Here is a 16509-nt window from a genome sequence, read left to right as displayed (position 1 = left end):
CACGCGGACGCGATGCCCGTGAATCGTGCATTCACGGGCATCGGATAAACTTGCCGGCCTGAATCGACGGCCGGCATGGCGCTCGCCGCGCATCGGAAAGACATCATGAAACTCCCGCTCGTCGCAGCCTGCGCGGCATGGGCCTGCGTGGCTGCTGCCACGGCGCATGCACAGAATCCCGACCCGATGGACATCCGCGGCTGCACCGCGATCGAGAGCGATGCGCAGCGGCTGGCCTGCTACGACCAGGCCACCGGCCGGGTCAACCTGCCGGTGGCGCAGAAGCGCACGGTGCAGGCCGCCGGCGGCGAAGTGTTCGGCCACGACCATCCCGGGGCACCCGCGGCCGGCCCCGGCAACAGCGAGGTGGCCGTGCCGCTGTCGCTGCTTGACAGCCGCTGGGAGCTGGCGCCGGAAAGCAAACTGGGCACCTTCAACGTACGCGGCTACAAGCCGGTCTACGTGCTGCCCATCTTCGCCAGCAGCAACCAGAACAACCAGCCGCACAGCCCCAACCCCGACAACGACGCCACCGGCAGCGAGCGGCTGGACAACATCGAGGCGAAATTCCAGCTGAGCCTCAAGGCCAAGGTGTGGCAAGGCGTGTTCGGCGACGCCGGCGACCTGTGGGTGGGCTATACCCAGTCGTCGCGGTGGCAGGTCTACAACTCCACCCTGTCGCGCCCGTTTCGCGAGACGGACTACGAGCCCGAGGCGATGCTGATGTTCGACACCAGCTACCACGTGCTTGGCTGGGAGGGACGCCTGCTCGGCATCGGCTTCAACCACCAGTCCAACGGCCGCGGGCTGCCCTTGTCGCGCAGCTGGAACCGGCTGATCGCCAACGTCGGCTTCGAACGCGAGGGCTGGACGGTGATGATCCGCCCGTGGTGGCGCATTCCCGAATCGCGAAGCATCGACGACAACCCCGACATCAGCGATTACGTGGGGCGCGGCGAGGTGGAGATCGTGCACGAGTGGAACGGCCAGGAATTCGGCCTGACCTTGCGCGACTCGTTCCGCGGCGGCAGCCGCCAGCACGGATCGTTGCGCTTCGGCTGGAGCTTTCCGATCGCCGGCAACCTGCGCGGCTACGCCGAACTGTTCAAGGGCTACGGCGAGAGCCTGATCGACTACAACCACAACGCCACCTACCTCGGCGTGGGCGTGTCGTTGCTGGACTGGTACTGACGCGCGACGCGTTGCCGGCGGGCTTCAAGGCTCGCCGGCGACGCCGTTGCGTTCACCAATGCACTGGCGCATCGGGGCACGATTGCCCTGGTTGCTCAGTGGTGATGGCCACCCGCACCGTGCACGTGGCCATGTGCCAGCTCTTCCTCGCTGGCCGCGCGCACGTCGGTCACCTCGATGGCGAAATGCAGGGTCTTGCCCGCCAGCGGATGGTTGCCGTCGATGAAGACCTTGTCGTCCTCGACGCGGGTGACGGTGACGTTGATCTCGCCCTGCGGACCGCGGCCCTGGAACTGCATGCCGGGCTGGATGTCCTCCACGCCCTGGAAGGCCGAGCGCGGCACTTCCTGCATCAGCTCGGGATGGTGCACGCCGTAACCCTCCTCGGGAACCACGTCGGCGGTGAACTTGTCGCCCGCCGAGCGGCCTTCCAGCTGCTTTTCCAGGCCCGGTACGATCTGGCCGCCGCCGTGCAGGTAGGTCAGCGGATCGCGACCGGCGGAGCTGTCGATGACCTGGTTCTGGTCGTCGGTGAGGGTGTAGTGGAAGGCGGCAACGGAATCTCGGGCAATCTGCATCATCTGGCCTCGCTCGGGGGTCATGTGGGCCGACCACGGTCGGCAAAGGGACAAAGCCTATCAGACCGCGCGCGCATGGCCTGCGCAGGAGGCGTCCCGAGCGCCGCCGACCAGCTCAATGCAGGCCGTGGCGATCGCCGTGGACCGCGGTGACGGGATGGTTCACCCCTGCAAGCGGGCCCGCGTGTCGCGACCGATCTTCTGCGGCGTGTCGGTGGGCGCGTAGCGCTTGACCACCTGGCCGTCGCCATCGACCAGGAACTTGGTGAAGTTCCACTTGATCGCCTCGCTGCCGAGGATGCCCTTGGCCTGGCTTTTCAGCCATTGGTACAGCGGCGCGGCGTGCTCGCCGTTCACCTCGACCTTGGCGAACATCGGAAAGGTCACGTCGAAGCGGGTGCTGCAGAAATCCTTGATCTCGGCTTCGCTGCCCGGCTCCTGGTGGCCGAACTGGTCGCAGGGAAAGCCCAGCACCACCAGGCCCAGCTCGCGCTGTTCGCGCCACAAGGCTTCCAGGCCCTCGTATTGCGGAGTGAATCCGCACTGCGAGGCGACGTTGACCACCAGCAAGGTCTTGCCGCGCCACTCACCCAGCGATCGCGGCTTGCCGTCGATGTCGGTCACGGTGAAATCGTGGATGCTGGTCATGGCTTGCTCCGGAACTGTGGCGGGTGTCCGGCCAGCGTATGCCATCGAGATGGCTCGGGCATATCCATATGCGGCATGCTCCTTTGGCGCCGGCGGTGCGCGCGGCTACCGTCAAGGCGTTGCCGCCACGCCGGATTCGCCGTGCTCCACCTTGCCCTCGTGCTGCTGTCCCTGTTGCTGCTGGCCGGCGTGTTCAGCCGCGCGCCGGACGATCCGTGATCGGCGCCACTCACCCCTGGGTGGCGGGGATCTCGAACACCTGGCGCAGGTAGGCCACGTAGGCCGGGTCATCGCACATGTTCTTGCCGGGGGAATCGCTGAGTTTGGCCACCGGCTGGCCGTTGCAGCGGATCATCTTGATCACGATGTTGATCGGCGCCGGCCCCACGTCGTTGGTGAGGTTGGTGCCAACGCCGAAGGCGAGTTGGCAGCGGCCGCGGAAATGCGCGTAGAGCTGCATCACGCGCGGGATGTCCAGGCCGTCGCTGAACACCAGCACCTTGTTGCGCGGGTCGACGCGGTTGTCGCGGTAGTGCGCCAGCACCTTCTCGCCCCAGGCGAACGGATCGCCGGAATCGTGGCGGGTGCCGTCGAACAGCTTGCAGAAGTACATGTCGAAATCGCGCAGGAAGGCATCCAGCCCGTACACGTCGGACAGCGCGATGCCCAGATCGCCACGGTATTCGCGCGCCCACGCCTCCAGCGCCGCGACCTGCGAATCGCGCAGCCGCGGCCCCAGCGCCTGGTGTGCCTGCAGATACTCGTGCGCCAGCGTGCCCAGCGGGGTCAGGCCCAGTTCGCGTGCCAGCCACACGTTGCTGGTGCCGGCCAGCTGCGCGCCCAGTTCGTCGCGCAAGGTGATGACCACCTCCTGCTGCCAGCGCCGCGAATACCGCCGGCGGGTGCCGTAATCGGCGATGCGGCACAGCGTGTAATCCGGCGCATCGCGCAGCATGGCGATCTTGTCGTGCAGGCGCCGGCGCCCTTCGGCCAGATCCAGCCCGGCGCTGGTGCGGCGGAAATATACCTCGTTGACGATCGCCAGCAGCGGCACCTCGAACATGATCGTGTGCAGCCACGGCCCGCGGATGCGGATCTCGATCTCGCCGGGCACGGCGGCCGAGGGCGCGATCTCCACGTACTTCTCGTTGAGCTGGAACAGGCCCAGGAAATCGACGAAATCGCTCTTGATGAAACGCCAGCTGCGCAGGTAATCCAGCTCGTCCGCGCGAAAACGCAGGCGGCACAGCGCGGCCAGTTCGGCGCGGATGTCGTCGATGCACGCGGCCAGGTCAATACCCGGCGTGCGGCACTTGAAGCGGTATTCCACCTCGGCCGCGGGATACTGGTGCAGCACCACCTGCATCATCGAGAACTTGTACAGGTCGGTGTCGAGCAGCGATTCGATGACCATCGGGCGCCCAGGGGAGGAAGAAGCGGCAGCACCGGCCATTATCCATGGTCGGCCATCGGCGCCGGGCAAAATAAAACCCCATCGGCCAGGGGAGGACCGATGGGGCTTGTCAGGCGGCCTCCAGGGGAGGTAAGGCCGGCCCCTCAGCAAGGCGATGGATTGCCCCGCTTCCTGTCGCCGTCACGGCGATACATGGGCTTAGTGTGTGCGCGACGACGTGAGTTCAACGTGCACGCCCGCCGCCGTTCAGCGCCGCGACAGGTGCGCCGCCCCGCCCGGCGCCAAAGCTGGCCCTACACTGGGCCCATTGCACGGAGAATCCCATGCGCGGAACCTCGATCGACGCCCCCCGGATGACGCGGATCACCGCCCTGCTTGCGATCGCGCTGATGCTTCTCGGCAGCAGTCGATTCGTGCGCGCCGCCGAACTCCGCATCGACCTGGGCCATGGTGCCACCCGCTGGAGCACCGCCACCCTGCTGGCGCGCCCGGACGCGCGCACCGTCACCGTGCTCGGCGACGTGGCGTTCAAGCGCACCCGACACTACCGCGCCGTGCCGCTGGCGGCCCTGCTGCCCGGCATCGTGGCCGGCGATCACCTGCAATTTGTCGCGAAGGACGGCTTTGTCGCCGAAATACCCGCCGCGCTGATCCTGAGCCGGCGCGGCAGCGTCGCCTGGCTGGCGATCGAGGAGCCGGCCCGGCCGTGGCCGGCGCTGCCTGGCGGACACGGCCGCGCCGGCCCGTTCTATGTCGTGTGGACGCAGCCGCGCGCGGCGGGCGTGGGACCGGAGCAATGGCCATATCAACTGGCCACGATCCGCCGCGCCGACAGCATGGCTGCGCGTTTTCCGGCCATTCTGCCGGACCCGCGAACGCCGGCGGACAGCGCCGTGCGGCGAGGGCTGGCGGTGTTCCAGCGCACCTGCTTCGCCTGCCACACACTCAACGGCGCCGGCGATGCCCGACTCGGGCCGGACCTCAACATTCCGCACAACCCCACCGAGTACCTGCGCGCCGACCTGCTGCGCGGGTACATCCGCGATCCGCAATCGCTGCGCCGCTGGCCGCAGGCGAAGATGCCGGGCTTCGACACGCGGGCGCTTTCCGACGCCGACCTCGATGATCTGCTGAGCTACCTGCGCCACATGGCGGGGAGAAAAACATTGCCGGGCGGCGGGCACTGAGTTTTCAGCGCGGCGCGTCCTGAGCCTCCGCACCGTGTGGCGGCGTCATCAGCGCTTCCAGCGCGCGATCGCGGCGCGGCTTCGGGTCGCGAGCCAAAGCGCGGACGTCGGCGTAGAACGCCGCCCAGTCCTGCCCCGAGCGCTGGAACAGCACGTCGAACGCCGGCACCCAGTGGTCGTACAAGCCGAACGGCAGCAGCCGGGCGTTGTTGATCGGCTGCGCCACCCACGCGTCGTAGCGATGGTCGCCGGGCCATCGGCGTTCGCGCCACTGCGCGTAGCGTTCGCGGAACGCGGCGATCGCGGCCTGCTTGCCGGCTTCCATTGCCTCGGCATCGACGCCGCTGGCGTACAACAGCTTCAGGCGCTCGCGCAGATCCAGCACGAGCCGGGTGAAGCCGTCGGCGATCGCGTCATCGTGGCCTTGCGCCGGCGGCAGGCCGCGCGAGGCGCGCCATTCGCGCAGGCCCTGGCGCTGCACGAAGCTGGCGAAGGATTCGTTGAACGCGCTGTCGCTTTTCACGTAGATCAGCTGGTGTGCCAACTCGTGGAAGATCGTGCCGGCCAGCTCGTCGTCGTCCCAGCGCAGCATGCTGGACAGCACCGGATCGGCAAACCACCCCAGCGTCGAATACGCCGGCACGCCGCCGATCCACACATCGTCGCCGCGGGCCTTCCAGCGCGCCGCATCGGCCTGCGCCGCCTGTTCGCTGAACCAGCCCCGGTAAGCCACGCAACCGGCGATCGGAAAGCACTGCGGCACCGCCTGCACCGAATAGCGCGGCGCAGCGAACACGTTCCACACCACGTAGTCGCGATCCAGCGGCACGTAGCCGGTGTAGCTGCGATTGTCAGGCAGGCCCAGCTCGCGCGAGGCGAACCGGCGCGCCTGCAGCGCCAGGCGCAGGCGCGCGGCCAGCTGCGGGTCGGTGTGCTGGTCGGCGAGCACGCGCTCGATCGGGCGTCGATGCACGATGAGTTCGGCTTGCCCGTGGGCGGCCTGCGCGTAGTAGCGCACGCTGGTGCAGGCGGACAGGGCAAGTCCCGCCACCATCAGGAGGGCAAACCGGAATATCGCGGCGGATGCGCTTGACGGTCGCGAAGGCATCCGCCGATTGTGCCTGAACGCCCGGCGCTACCGGGCGCGGCGGGGGTCAATGGCGACGGTCGTCGCGGTCGCGCGAATGACGTCCGCCGCGCTGCGAGTCGCGATGTCCCGAGTGGCCATCGTCGCGGTAATGGCCGCGGTCGTTGTCGCGATGGCGGTAGTCGCGTCCGTAGTCGCGCCCGTGATAGCGCGGATAGCGCGAACCGCCGTACCAGTGCGAGCTGATGCCGACGCTCACTCCGGGTGCGTAGCAGCAACCGTAGTAGCCGCCGTAATAGGCCGGCCCGTAGTAGCTGTCGTAAGGCGAGGCGTAGTACGTCGTGCCGCTGCCGTAATACGCGTCGCCGGACGACCCGCCGCCACGCACGTAGGTATAGCCGGGGTCGTAATAGCAACCGGACAGCGCCGCCGCTGCCACCATCAATCCAACGCAAGCGAGCAGTCGTTTCATGGTTCACCTCCGCGGTGCTTATCAAGCTCCACGCTGGACCATGCCGCTTGAACTCTGCCTGAGCGGACCCGGCGCCGCGGCACCGGCCCGCCCGCGGAGATTCAACCCTTGCGCTTGCCCAGGTCGTCGCGCGGCGATGCCGTCACGGACGCATCGCCCGTGCCGGTCACCGGCGCGTGCATCTCCGTCACGTTGGGGGTCGGATGCGACGGGTTGGCGCCAGGCCACGACGGCTCGCGCTGGTCCCGCTCATGCTTGGCGTCAAGCAAGGCCTGGATATGCGCCACGGCTTCTTCCGGGCTGATGTGCGCCACCGGCCGGTCGGCCGGACGAGGGCGCGCGGGCGACGACTTGGGCGCAGGCCGGGTTGCGACCCGAGGTGCGGCTGGCCGCGTGGCCAACGGCTTCTTCGCCATGGCTTTCTTCGCGGCAGGCTTCTTCGCGGGCGTGGCCCTGGCCGCGGATTTCACGGGCACGGCCTTGCGTGCGGCGAACTTGCGCGGTGCCGACTCGCGCGACGCTGCGCTGACGCTGGCGCGAGACTTCTTCGCTGCGGGCTTCGGCGCGGCCTTGCGGGTAGCGACTTTGCTTGTCTCCGGCCGCCGGGGCGTCGCCTTCTTCGCGCTGCGCGGGCCGGTCGTGCGCTTGGCGACGGCCTTCTTCGCGGCGGTTTTCTTCGCCGGGGACTTCCTGGCGGCTGCCTTCTTCACGGCGACCTTTTTCGCCGGAGCTTTCTTAGCAACTGATTTCTTCGCGGCGGGCTTCTTCGCGGCGGGCTTCTTCGCGGCGGCTTTCTTCGCGACTGGCTTTTTCGCTGCGGACTTTTTCGCCGATGCTTTCCCTGCCGCGGACGTCTTCGCTGCCGACTTGCGGGTCATTGCCATGCGTTCGTTCTCCTGCGGTGAGCGGTGAGCAACGCGGCCAGTATGCGCGTATCGGCGCGCGACGGCATTACGCAGCGCAAGAAGCGTTCATCTGCGGGCCGACCGAACGCGCGCTCAGCCCGGGTGCATCAGCGCGTCGAGAAAGTGCGGCAGCACGCGATGATTGATCGCGATGGTGAACAGCACGCCATAGGCTGCGCCCCACAGGTGCGCGCTGTGGTTGACGTTGCCCTGCCCGCGCCGGTCCATGTAGATCGAATAGGCGGTGTACAGCACCGCGTAGACGATTGCCGGCATCGGGATCACCAGCACGATGATCTGCTGCCATGGCGCGATCAGGATGTAGGCGAACAGCACCGCCGACACCGCGCCCGACGCACCCAGGCTGCGATAGTCCGGGTTGTTCCGGTTCTTCAGCCAGGTCGGCAGGATCGAGACCACCAGCCCGCCGATGTAGAACAGCGCGAACCCCAGCGTGCCGAGCACGCCGGTGTAGAACGGCTCCATCGCACGCCCGAAGAAGAACAGCGTGAACATGTTGAACAGCAGGTGGCCGAAATCCGCGTGCACCACGCCGTAGGTCACCAGCCGGTGGTACTCGCGCTGGCGGGTGATCGCCGGCGGCCACAGGATCAGGTCGTTCATCAGCCGCGCGTTCTTGAACGCCATGAACGAGACGATGCAGGTGATGGCAATGATGGCCAAGGTGATCGGCATGGACGGTTCCGCGACGCAAAAGTCGGCATCTTGGCGCCTTGCCCCGGGCTTGTCGACTCGCCCGGCGCCCCGGCGCACTTATGCCCGGCGCGGCGCGGCTTATGCGAAAGCGGCAGTGTCGCCGCCGTGGCCGCCCCTCTATCATCTGCCGTTTTGCACCGCGCCCCGCGGTCGGACGAAATGCATGAGCCTGCTCCGTTACCTGCATCTGGACGTCTTTGCGGCCACCCTCGGCGGTGGCAACCACCTGGGCGTGGTGATCGGCGCGGACGGCTGGGACAGCGCGGCGATGCAGCGTTTCGCGCGCTGGACGGCGCTGGTGGAAACCACCTTCCTGCTGCCGCCGACCGACCCCCGGGCGAGCTATCGGGTGCGCATCTTCACGCCGCACGAGGAGATCCCGTTTGCCGGCCACCCCAGCATCGGCAGCGCCCATGCGGCGCTGGAAGCAGGTCTGGCCACGCCGCGCGACGGACTGCTGTGGCAGGAGTGCGGCGCCGGCGTGTTGCCGATCCGGGTCGAAGGCAGCGGCGCCATGCGCGAACTGCTGCTGCGCTCGCCGGGCGAACGCGTGCTGGCGACCGGCCGCGACGCAAACCCGCTGCTGGCCGCAGCGCTGCACGGCGTGACCGATGGCGCGCTGCCGCCGGCGCTGGTCGACGGCGGCCGACGCTGGTGGCTGGCCGAGGTCGCCGACGAAGCCAGCCTGCGCGCCTGGCAACCCGACCACGCGGCCATTCTTGCGCTGGCCCGCGCCAGCAGCAGCATGGGGCTGTGCGCCTTCGCACGCGTGGCATCGGATCAGCCGCGACTGGTGGTGCGCGCATTCCCCGCCGGCGTGGGCATCGTCGAAGACCCCGCCTCCGGCGCCGCCAACGGGTTGATCGCCGCCTGGATCGCACACGCCGAACCGCATGGCCCGCTGGCCCGCGGCTACCAGGTCAGCCAGGGCCGCGAGATCGGCCACGACGCGCAGCTGATGGTGCACATCGACAACGACGCGATCTGGGTCGGCGGGCGCAGCCACACCATCGTCGACGGCAGCCTGGCCTGGTCGGCGTGAGCTTCCAGTCTCTCGGTGCCGGTGAAAGCGGCTTTCTGCTCGGGCGCTGACACGCACGCGCCCACGGCTTAAGCTCGTCGCACCTGCGACCGCCGGGAGCGCACGATCGTGTTCCATCCCTTGCACAGGCTGGGCCGTGCCCTGGCCCGTTACCTCTCGAAGCCGCGCGTCGGCGGCATGCATTTCGGCACCTCGCGCCACGACATGCTGGAGGCATCGCTGCGGCCGGCCGACGTGCTGCTGGTCGACGGCAACAGCCGCATCGGCACCGCGATCAAGTACGTCACCCAGTCGAGCTGGTCGCACGCGGCGTTGTACGTGGGCGACACCCTGCGCGACCGCTACCCCGCGCTCGGTGCGCACGTGCTGATCGAAGCCGACGTGGTGGAAGGCGTGCGTGCGCTGCCGCTGCAGGCGTATCGCGGGGCGCACACGCGCATCTGCCGCCCGGTCGGGTTGCACGCCGGCGAGATCGAGCAGGTGATCGAACACGCCGCGCGTCGCCTCGGCCAGCGCTACGACATGCGCAACGTGATCGACCTCATGCGCTACCTGCTGCCGACGCCGCCGGTGCCCGGACGCTGGCGCCGGCGCCTGCTGGCGCTGGGCAGCGGCGAGCCGACCCGGGCGATCTGCTCGTCGCTGATCGCGGCGGCCTTCCACAGTGTGCGTTATCCGATCCTGCCGATGCTGGACCGCGACTACCGCCAGTTGCGCGGCACCCAGCGCGCGCGCCAGGAGATCCTGCACATCCGCAGCTCCAGCCTGTTCACGCCGCGCGACTTCGACATCTCGCCCTACTTCCGCATCATCAAGCCGATGATCGAGAGCGGTTTCGATCCGCACCACCTCCACTGGGCGACCCTGGCGCCCGGCGACCTGCAACCGTCGGCGGGATCGCTGCAGGCCCCGCGATGAATCGGCGCGCCGCTCAGCGCAGGTTCGGCAGCGCCGCGAGGCACGACTCGCGGCAAAGGTAGCGCTGGTTGGTTGCCCCGCCGTCGTACAGATAGGCTGCCCCGCCGGCGAAAATCTCCCAGTGGTAGAGCTGGCCCGCACGGCGCAGGGTGCCGCGGTAGCTGCACGGCATGATGATCGCCTCGGCGTCGAACGTGGCCGGATCGACCACCTCGGCCAGCGTGAAATACCGCGCCACGTCCGCGCGACTGAGCGTCAACGCGCTGCAGATGTCGGCGTCGGCGCGCGTGGCATCGACCTGCCGCTGCAACGAAACAACCTCGATGCCGCCATTGCCGCGCACCGGCACACACGCAGCCAGCGCTGCGCCCAGCAGCACCAGGCCCAACGCCTTCACGGCTTGCCTCCAGCGGTCAGCGCCTGCAGCAACTGGGCGCCCTCGGTGACCTCCTTGCGGGCGATCGCGCCGTGCGCGTAGACGTCGCCCAACAGGTTCAGGCCGAACAGGCCGACCAGAATATCCACCAGGTACTTGAGCGACTTCAGTTGTTCCGGCGTCGGCGCCTCGAACGCCTTCTGCGCGGGCTGGAACGTGCCCACCACCTCGATCCCCAGCGAGTCCTGGTTGGAGGGATAGCGCGAGGGATACGGCTTGCCCAGTTCATGTCGCGAAAGGTTCTTCGCGCGGGTACCGAAGCCCACGCCTTTCGCGTGCATGAGCGAGGCAATCGTCTTCAGTTCCTGCGGATCGCAGCCGTGTTCGACCTGGCAGCGCGCCTGCAGCACACCGACGTGCCAGCACACCTGATCGACGCGTGCGGTCTGGCAGATCTTGCCGGCCTTGTCGATCAAGAAGTGCGCGCCGGTCTGCTTGCCGCCCGCGTACGCTTCGAGCGTGCTGGTGGCGGTGGAGGAATCGGTACGATGCAGCACGATCGCGTGGACGGCATCCAGGCTGCCATGCTCGATCGACGCATACAGCTTGACCTCGATCGCCGGGTCGACCAGCTTGCCCTTGTCCAGCGTTGCCATCGGCCGCCCTCCCCTGGAGATGCGCCGCCGCCCGATGGCGGGCGCGGCGCGTTGGAAATTCCGTCGCACGATGCTGCAGCCCCCGGCCGGAGGCGTCAAGCAACCGGCATCAGGCCGCCGCGCCCGCCGCCTGCCCCGACGCCCACGCCCACTGGAAGTTGTAGCCGCCGAGCCAGCCGGTGACGTCGACCACCTCGCCGATGAAGTAGAGGCCGGGCACGAGTTTCGATTGCATCGTGCTGGAGGAGAGGCCATCGGTGTCGACGCCGCCGAGAGTGACCTCGGCGGTGCGGTAGCCTTCCGTGCCGCTGGCGGTGATCGGCCACGCGGCGAGCTGCGCGCCGATCTGCGTCAGTTCGGTCTCGCGGTACTGGCGCATCGGGCGGTTGCCGAGCCATTGCTCGCACAACCGCTGCGCGAGGCGCTTCGGCAACACCTCGCCGAGCACGGTCTTCAGTTCGGCCAGCGGCCGCGCCGTGCGTTGGTCGACCAGCCAGGCGCCGACGTCGAGGTCCGGCAGCAAGTCGAGGCGCAAGTCGTCGCCGGGCTGCCAGTACGAGGAGATCTGCAGGATCGCCGGGCCGCTGATGCCGCGATGGGTGAACAGCAATCCGGCGCGAAAACCCTGCCTGCCCACGCGGGCCTCCACCCTCGGCAACGCCACACCGGCCAGATCCGCGTAATGCTCCTGGTGCTTGCCGCTCAGCGTCAGCGGCACCAGGCCGGCGCGCGTGGGCAGCACGGCGTGGCCGAACTGGCGGGCCAGTTCGTAACCGAAACCGCTGGCGCCCATGCTGGGAATCGACAGGCCGCCCGAAGCGACCACCAGCGACTCGGCATGCACCTCGCCGCGCGCGGTGTGCACGCTGAAGCCCTCCGGCGTCCTGCGCACGCGTTGCACGGCGCAGTTCGCCTCCACCGTGACGCCGGCCGCGGCGCACTCGTCCAGCAGCATGCGCACGATCTGCTTCGAGGAGTCGTCGCAGAACAACTGGCCCAGCTCCTTCTCGTGGTAGGCGATGCGATGCTTCTCCACCAGCGCGACGAAATCCCACGGCGTGCAGCGCGCCAGCGCGGACTTGGCGAAATGCGGGTTGGCCGAGAGGTAATTCGCCGGCGTCGTGCCCAGGTTGGTGAAGTTACAGCGGCCGCCGCCGGACATCAGGATTTTCTTGCCGACCTTGTTGGCGTGATCGACCACCAGCACGCGCCGGCCGCGCTGGCCGGCGGTGATCGCGCACATCAGGCCGGCGGCGCCGGCGCCGATGATCAACACGTCGGTTTTCAAGAACTCACCATGGTCACGCCATCAAGCTCGTTGTTCGTCATCCCGGCGCGGCGCCTTTCAACGACCGAAGGGTCGGTCAAGCCGGGACCCGGTGACTGTGTCCGTTGAAAGGCGCCGGATTCCGGCTTGCGCCGGAATGACGGAAGTGAGGGTTGCGCCATTATCGCCCAGCGCCATCGCTTACACTTTGCCTCCTGTTCCCAGCGAGCCGCCGCCATGCCCTCCTTCGACGTGATCTCCGAAGTCGACAAGCACGAACTGACCAATGCCGTCGACCAGGCCAACCGCGAACTCGGCACGCGCTTCGACTTCAAGGGCGTGGACGCGAAGTACGTGCTGGACGATGGCGTGATCGCCCAGAGCGCCCCCAGCGAATTCCAGCTGCAGCAGATGCTGGACATCCTGCGCGCCCGCCTGATCGCGCGGAAGATCGACGTGCGCGCGCTGGACGTCGGCGACCCGGAAACCAACCTGGGCGGCTCGCGCCAGAAGATCACCGTCAAGCAGGGCATCGAGCAGCCGGTGGCGAAGAAACTGGTGGCCGAGCTGAAGGCGGCCAAGCTCAAGGTCGAGGCGCAGATCAACGGCGACAAGCTGCGCGTCAGCGGCAAGAAGCGCGACGACCTGCAGGCGGCGATGGCGGTGCTGCGCAAGGCCGACGTGGAACTGCCGCTGCAGTTCGACAATTTCCGCGACTGAGCCGGGATTCGGGATCCGGGATCGAGGCCGGCATCCCACGCGCCCCGCCACAGCGGATCAAGGCCTTCCCCCGCAGGAGCCCGCTCGCGGGCGATGCTTTTCTTCGCGGGATCCCGGATTCGCAAGAGCAAAAGCATCGCCCGCGAGCGGGCTCCTACGCTTTGGACAGCAGCCGTCCGCCCATCACCGCGTTGACGGCCACCACCACGGCCACCGCCAGTGCGTGGGTCAGCAGGTCGGTGGCGGCAGAATCGAACGCGTGGCAGATCTCCAGCAGGCTGGCCGAAGCCGCCGCGCTGGCCAGGCCGATCAGCACCGCGGCAAGCACCGGCCGCAGCGGGCAGGCGCGGCGCAGCAGCACGACCAGCAGCGCGGACAGCGGCACCGAGAAGCCGATGATGAAGAGCAGGCAGTCGGCGCTCTGCTGCACGCCGGCGACTTCGGTGCCCGGCGCGAGCCACGTGCGCAGGCAGCCGAGGCCGCTGGCACCGATCCACAGCAAGGCACCGGGCAGCGGCAGCCACGCCCACGCCGCACGGCGCCCCGGCACGGCCAGCGCGAACGCGGCCCACGCCGCGCTGATCGCGGTGATCACCGCGCCGATGCCGGCCCAGGCCAGGTCCGGCGTGGCGGCCCAGCGCCGCAGCATCGGACCTGCGCCGTAGTGCATCAGCAAGCCCGCCGCCAGCGCCGCCACCAGCAGCAGCCAGCCGGCCGTGCGCAGCCCTGGCGGCAGCAGCCGCCGCACCGGCACCAGGTCGGTGCCAAGGCGGTCGATCAACGCCTGGTGGGATTGCGGATCGGCCGTCACGTCAGGGTTCTCCATGGAAACGTTCGCGCAGTGCCTTCAGCGCGCGATGCAGGTTCACTTTCAGCGCGCCGGTATTGCGCCCGGTCAGCTCGGCCGCCTCGCTGAGCGAGCGCTCGCGCAGGCCAAGCTGTTCCACCGCCTCGCGCTGGCCGGGCGGCAACTCGGCGATCGCCTCGTGCAGGCGCTGTGCGCGCTGCTCGCTTTCGGTGGCGGCGCTGGCGTCGTCGGCATCCGGGTGACGGTCGAGCGCGAATTCATCGTGCAGTTCGCGGCTGTCGCGGCGACCGCGGCTGCGCAGGGAGTCGATCGCGCGGCGAGCGGCGATCGCGCCGAGCCAGGCATCGTAGGAACGACTGGGGTCGTAGGTCTGGCGCACGCGATGCACGGTGATCAGGGTTTCCTGCACCACGTCATCCAGATGATCGGGCGCCACACCCTGGCGGCGTGCCACGGCGCGGATCAGCGCCACCGAATCGGCCAGCAGTTTTTCGTAGGCACGCCGGTCGCCGGCCTGCGCGGCGGCCATCCACGCCGACCGGCGCCGGTCGGGCGATTCGCTGGCGCTGGCGGCGGCGGATTCGGCTGGCACGGTCCGGACGGGACTGATCCCATGGGAAAGTCCACTATCTAGACCCATGAAGGCGGTGGCGGTCAAGGCTTGCGACCCGTTCGCTCCACGACGGAACGCTCACCGGGGTCTTCGCCGCATCGTGCGCCGACGTTACCTCCTGCCCGCAGGTAACCCGGGCGGCGGCGGCGGCGAATCCTCAGGCAACCACCCACGGATGAAACTCCATGCTCGTGTTGATCCTCGCCTATCTCGGCGGCGTCCTGACCATCCTCAGCCCGTGCATCCTGCCGGTGCTGCCGTTCGTGTTCGCCCGCTCCGACCGGCCGTTCATGCGCAACGGCTTGCCGATGCTGCTGGGCATGGCGATCACCTTCGCCGTGGTCGCCACGCTGGCCGCGCTCGGCGGCGGCTGGGCGGTGCACGCGAACCAGTACGGCCGCTGGGTGGCGATGGCGGTGCTGGCCTTCCTCGGGCTGACCCTGCTGTCGACCCATCTGGCCGAGTGGATCACGCGCCCGTTCGTGGCGCTGGGCAACCGGCTGTCGCAGCGCTCGGCCGCGGACGGCGACTCGGTCTGGGGCGCAGCCGGCCTCGGCGTCGCCACCGGCCTGCTGTGGGCGCCGTGCGCGGGGCCGATCCTCGGCCTGCTGCTGACCGGCGCGGCATTGAACGGCGCCAGCGTGCAGACCACCCTGCTGCTGCTCACCTACGCCGCCGGCGCCGCCACCTCGCTGGGCCTCGCCCTGCTGATCGGCGGCAGGGTGTTCGCGCTGATGAAGCGTTCGCTAGGCGCCGGTGAATGGGTGCGTCGTGCGCTCGGCGTGCTGGTGCTGTGCGGCGTGGCCGCGATCGCGCTGGGGCTGGACACCGGCCTGCTCACCCGCGTCTCGCTGGCCAGCACCAGTGGCATCGAACAGAAGCTGATCGACGCCGTGCGCCCGGCGCCGGCGCCGCAGCCCGAGCTGAAGGCCGGCGAGCCGTTGCCGGTGGAAGGCACGTTCCCGTCGCTGGCCGGCGCCACGCAGTGGCTCAACAGCCCGCCGCTGAGCGCCGAATCGCTGCGCGGCAAGGTGGTGCTGGTCGATTTCTGGACCTATTCCTGCATCAACTGCATCCGCGCGCTGCCGTACGTGCGCGGCTGGGCCGACAAGTACAAGGACCACGGCCTGGTGGTGATCGGCGTGCATGCGCCGGAGTTCGCCTTCGAGAAGAACCCGGCCAACGTCGCCAAGGCGGTGAAGGATCTGGGCGTCGACTACCCGGTAGCGCTGGACAACGACTACGCGATCTGGAGAGGCTTCAACAACGAATACTGGCCGGCGCACTACTTCATCGACGCGCAGGGGCGGATCCGCCACCACCATTTCGGCGAAGGCGAATACCGGCAAAGCGAGGACGTGATCCGCCAATTGCTGACCGATGCAGGCCAGAAGAACCTGCCCGGCGGCTACGTGCGCGACGACCATCGCGGCGTGGAGGCCGCTGCATCGAACGATCCCACCCGTTCGCCCGAGACCTATGTCGGCTATGCCCGCGCCAGGAACTTCGTCGGCGGCCGCGTGACGCGCGACAAGGCGCACGACTATCACGCACCGGCCGCGCTGGCCACCAACCAGTGGTCGCTCGACGGCCGCTGGAGCGTGCACGACGAGAACGCGCAACTGGAGCAGGCCGGCGGCGCCATCGTCTATCGCTTCCGCGGCCGCGACCTGCACCTGGTGCTCGGCCCGGCGGCGGACGGCAAGCCGATCCGCTACCGCGTCACCATCGACGGCAAGCCGCCCGGCGCCGACCACGGCATGGATACCGACGCCGATGGCAACGGTACCGTCACCGGCCAGCGCCTGTATCAACTCGTGCGCCAGGCCAACGGCAGCGGCGAACGCCTGTTCAAGATCACCTTCCTCGATCCCGGTGTGCGGGCCTACGCCTTCACCTTCGGCTGATCC

18 protein-coding genes and 1 pseudogene are annotated in these 16509 nt (G+C 68.7%); 6 read left to right on the top strand and 13 right to left on the bottom strand.

The window, feature by feature from the left end; all coding sequences use genetic code 11:
* The first annotated feature begins 105 nt into the window (after positions 1-105).
* On the top strand, positions 106-1191 hold the full coding sequence (locus ACVCMG_RS16770) for a phospholipase A (protein ID WP_447098553.1): 1086 nt from the start codon (positions 106-108) through the stop codon (positions 1189-1191).
* Positions 1192-1286: 95 nt separating this feature from the next.
* Here ACVCMG_RS16770 and ACVCMG_RS16765 read toward each other — a convergent pair whose 3' ends face one another.
* The 3 genes from ACVCMG_RS16765 to pncB form a co-directional block, all read right to left on the bottom strand.
* The gene (locus tag ACVCMG_RS16765; protein WP_395121410.1) at positions 1287-1769 is read right to left on the bottom strand and encodes an FKBP-type peptidyl-prolyl cis-trans isomerase; all 483 of its coding nucleotides are present in this window, start codon (positions 1767-1769) and stop codon (positions 1287-1289) included.
* Positions 1770-1931: 162 nt separating this feature from the next.
* Positions 1932-2417, bottom strand: coding sequence for a glutathione peroxidase (locus ACVCMG_RS16760; protein WP_447098552.1), 486 nt, complete (start codon positions 2415-2417; stop codon positions 1932-1934).
* A 229-nt stretch (positions 2418-2646) separates the two neighbouring features.
* Positions 2647-3831: a nicotinate phosphoribosyltransferase gene (gene pncB, locus ACVCMG_RS16755; protein WP_395119368.1), complete on the bottom strand. Its 1185-nt coding sequence runs from the start codon at positions 3829-3831 to the stop codon at positions 2647-2649.
* Positions 3832-4154: 323 nt separating this feature from the next.
* Between pncB and ACVCMG_RS16750 the strand changes: the two genes are divergently transcribed.
* Positions 4155-5018 (top strand): c-type cytochrome, encoded by an 864-nt coding sequence (locus tag ACVCMG_RS16750; protein WP_447114590.1) that lies wholly within the window; start codon positions 4155-4157, stop codon positions 5016-5018.
* A 4-nt stretch (positions 5019-5022) separates the two neighbouring features.
* Here the strand turns inward: ACVCMG_RS16750 and ACVCMG_RS16745 are convergent, their stop codons facing one another.
* The 5 genes and pseudogenes from ACVCMG_RS16745 to ACVCMG_RS16725 all read right to left on the bottom strand — a co-directional run bounded on the left by ACVCMG_RS16745 (position 5023) and on the right by ACVCMG_RS16725 (position 8178).
* A complete protein-coding gene (locus tag ACVCMG_RS16745; RefSeq protein WP_447114589.1) occupies positions 5023-6072 on the bottom strand; it encodes an aminopeptidase in 1050 nt (349 codons plus the stop codon).
* 100 nt (positions 6073-6172) lie between these two features.
* Positions 6173-6577: a hypothetical protein gene (locus ACVCMG_RS16740; protein WP_395119374.1), complete on the bottom strand. Its 405-nt coding sequence runs from the start codon at positions 6575-6577 to the stop codon at positions 6173-6175.
* Between the two features lie 101 nt (positions 6578-6678).
* Complete coding sequence (locus tag ACVCMG_RS16735; RefSeq protein ID WP_395119376.1) at positions 6679-6891, bottom strand: hypothetical protein; 213 nt, start codon at positions 6889-6891, stop codon at positions 6679-6681.
* Between the two features lie 342 nt (positions 6892-7233).
* A pseudogene (locus tag ACVCMG_RS16730) lies at positions 7234-7536 on the bottom strand (histone H1-like repetitive region-containing protein); the annotation flags it as partial.
* 39 nt (positions 7537-7575) lie between these two features.
* Positions 7576-8178 carry a rhomboid family intramembrane serine protease gene (locus tag ACVCMG_RS16725; protein ID WP_447098547.1) on the bottom strand — a complete coding sequence of 201 codons (603 nt, stop codon included), beginning with the start codon at positions 8176-8178 and terminating at the stop codon, positions 7576-7578.
* Positions 8179-8362: 184 nt separating this feature from the next.
* Here ACVCMG_RS16725 and ACVCMG_RS16720 point away from each other — a divergent pair, with 184 nt between their 5' ends.
* A complete protein-coding gene (locus ACVCMG_RS16720) occupies positions 8363-9241 on the top strand; it encodes a PhzF family phenazine biosynthesis protein (protein ID WP_447106381.1) in 879 nt (292 codons plus the stop codon).
* Positions 9242-9349: 108 nt separating this feature from the next.
* Complete coding sequence (locus ACVCMG_RS16715; RefSeq protein ID WP_447098545.1) at positions 9350-10159, top strand: YiiX/YebB-like N1pC/P60 family cysteine hydrolase; 810 nt, start codon at positions 9350-9352, stop codon at positions 10157-10159.
* Positions 10160-10172: 13 nt separating this feature from the next.
* Here ACVCMG_RS16715 and ACVCMG_RS16710 read toward each other — a convergent pair whose 3' ends face one another.
* The 3 genes from ACVCMG_RS16710 to ACVCMG_RS16700 form a co-directional block, all read right to left on the bottom strand.
* Positions 10173-10556 carry a hypothetical protein gene (locus ACVCMG_RS16710; RefSeq protein ID WP_447106383.1) on the bottom strand — a complete coding sequence of 128 codons (384 nt, stop codon included), beginning with the start codon at positions 10554-10556 and terminating at the stop codon, positions 10173-10175.
* Positions 10553-11191, bottom strand: coding sequence for a peptidoglycan recognition protein family protein (locus tag ACVCMG_RS16705; RefSeq protein WP_447098543.1), 639 nt, complete (start codon positions 11189-11191; stop codon positions 10553-10555). Before ACVCMG_RS16705 ends, ACVCMG_RS16710 begins: the two co-directional genes overlap by 4 nt.
* 109 nt (positions 11192-11300) lie before the next feature.
* Positions 11301-12434, bottom strand: a complete 1134-nt coding sequence (locus ACVCMG_RS16700; RefSeq protein WP_447115425.1) for an NAD(P)/FAD-dependent oxidoreductase — start codon at positions 12432-12434, stop codon at positions 11301-11303.
* Between the two features lie 261 nt (positions 12435-12695).
* Between ACVCMG_RS16700 and ACVCMG_RS16695 the strand changes: the two genes are divergently transcribed.
* On the top strand, positions 12696-13178 hold the full coding sequence (locus ACVCMG_RS16695) for a YajQ family cyclic di-GMP-binding protein (RefSeq protein WP_395119390.1): 483 nt from the start codon (positions 12696-12698) through the stop codon (positions 13176-13178).
* Between the two features lie 154 nt (positions 13179-13332).
* Here ACVCMG_RS16695 and ACVCMG_RS16690 read toward each other — a convergent pair whose 3' ends face one another.
* Positions 13333-14004, bottom strand: coding sequence for an NrsF family protein (locus tag ACVCMG_RS16690; RefSeq protein WP_447114588.1), 672 nt, complete (start codon positions 14002-14004; stop codon positions 13333-13335).
* Positions 13991-14515 carry an RNA polymerase sigma factor gene (locus ACVCMG_RS16685; RefSeq protein ID WP_447101546.1) on the bottom strand — a complete coding sequence of 175 codons (525 nt, stop codon included), beginning with the start codon at positions 14513-14515 and terminating at the stop codon, positions 13991-13993. Before ACVCMG_RS16685 ends, ACVCMG_RS16690 begins: the two co-directional genes overlap by 14 nt.
* Before the next feature lie 269 nt (positions 14516-14784).
* Here ACVCMG_RS16685 and ACVCMG_RS16680 point away from each other — a divergent pair, with 269 nt between their 5' ends.
* Complete coding sequence (locus ACVCMG_RS16680) at positions 14785-16506, top strand: cytochrome c biogenesis protein DipZ (protein ID WP_447114587.1); 1722 nt, start codon at positions 14785-14787, stop codon at positions 16504-16506.
* Positions 16507-16509 lie beyond the last annotated feature (3 nt).

It is taken from the genome of Rhodanobacter sp. UC4451_H18 (assembly GCF_052978225.1).
Note: the sequence above shows the minus strand (reverse complement) of the source record. Positions and strands in the feature narration are given on the sequence as shown.

What these genes read in the sequence shown, in the direction of transcription:
- ACVCMG_RS16700 (WP_447115425.1), bottom strand. Translation starts at nt 12,434, where the DNA reads ATGTGCGCGATCACCGCCGGCCAGCGCGGCCGGCGCGTGCTGGTGGTC.
- ACVCMG_RS16680 (WP_447114587.1), top strand. Translation starts at nt 14,785, where the DNA reads ATGCTCGTGTTGATCCTCGCCTATCTCGGCGGCGTCCTGACCATCCTC.
- ACVCMG_RS16750 (WP_447114590.1), top strand. Translation starts at nt 4,155, where the DNA reads ATGCGCGGAACCTCGATCGACGCCCCCCGGATGACGCGGATCACCGCC.
- ACVCMG_RS16685 (WP_447101546.1), bottom strand. Translation starts at nt 14,515, where the DNA reads ATGGCCGCCGCGCAGGCCGGCGACCGGCGTGCCTACGAAAAACTGCTG.
- ACVCMG_RS16705 (WP_447098543.1), bottom strand. Translation starts at nt 11,191, where the DNA reads ATGGCAACGCTGGACAAGGGCAAGCTGGTCGACCCGGCGATCGAGGTC.
- ACVCMG_RS16765 (WP_395121410.1), bottom strand. Translation starts at nt 1,769, where the DNA reads ATGCAGATTGCCCGAGATTCCGTTGCCGCCTTCCACTACACCCTCACC.
- pncB (WP_395119368.1), bottom strand. Translation starts at nt 3,831, where the DNA reads ATGGTCATCGAATCGCTGCTCGACACCGACCTGTACAAGTTCTCGATG.
- ACVCMG_RS16720 (WP_447106381.1), top strand. Translation starts at nt 8,363, where the DNA reads ATGAGCCTGCTCCGTTACCTGCATCTGGACGTCTTTGCGGCCACCCTC.
- ACVCMG_RS16695 (WP_395119390.1), top strand. Translation starts at nt 12,696, where the DNA reads ATGCCCTCCTTCGACGTGATCTCCGAAGTCGACAAGCACGAACTGACC.
- ACVCMG_RS16740 (WP_395119374.1), bottom strand. Translation starts at nt 6,577, where the DNA reads ATGAAACGACTGCTCGCTTGCGTTGGATTGATGGTGGCAGCGGCGGCG.
- ACVCMG_RS16760 (WP_447098552.1), bottom strand. Translation starts at nt 2,417, where the DNA reads ATGACCAGCATCCACGATTTCACCGTGACCGACATCGACGGCAAGCCG.
- ACVCMG_RS16725 (WP_447098547.1), bottom strand. Translation starts at nt 8,178, where the DNA reads ATGCCGATCACCTTGGCCATCATTGCCATCACCTGCATCGTCTCGTTC.
- ACVCMG_RS16770 (WP_447098553.1), top strand. Translation starts at nt 106, where the DNA reads ATGAAACTCCCGCTCGTCGCAGCCTGCGCGGCATGGGCCTGCGTGGCT.
- ACVCMG_RS16690 (WP_447114588.1), bottom strand. Translation starts at nt 14,004, where the DNA reads ATGGAGAACCCTGACGTGACGGCCGATCCGCAATCCCACCAGGCGTTG.
- ACVCMG_RS16745 (WP_447114589.1), bottom strand. Translation starts at nt 6,072, where the DNA reads ATGGTGGCGGGACTTGCCCTGTCCGCCTGCACCAGCGTGCGCTACTAC.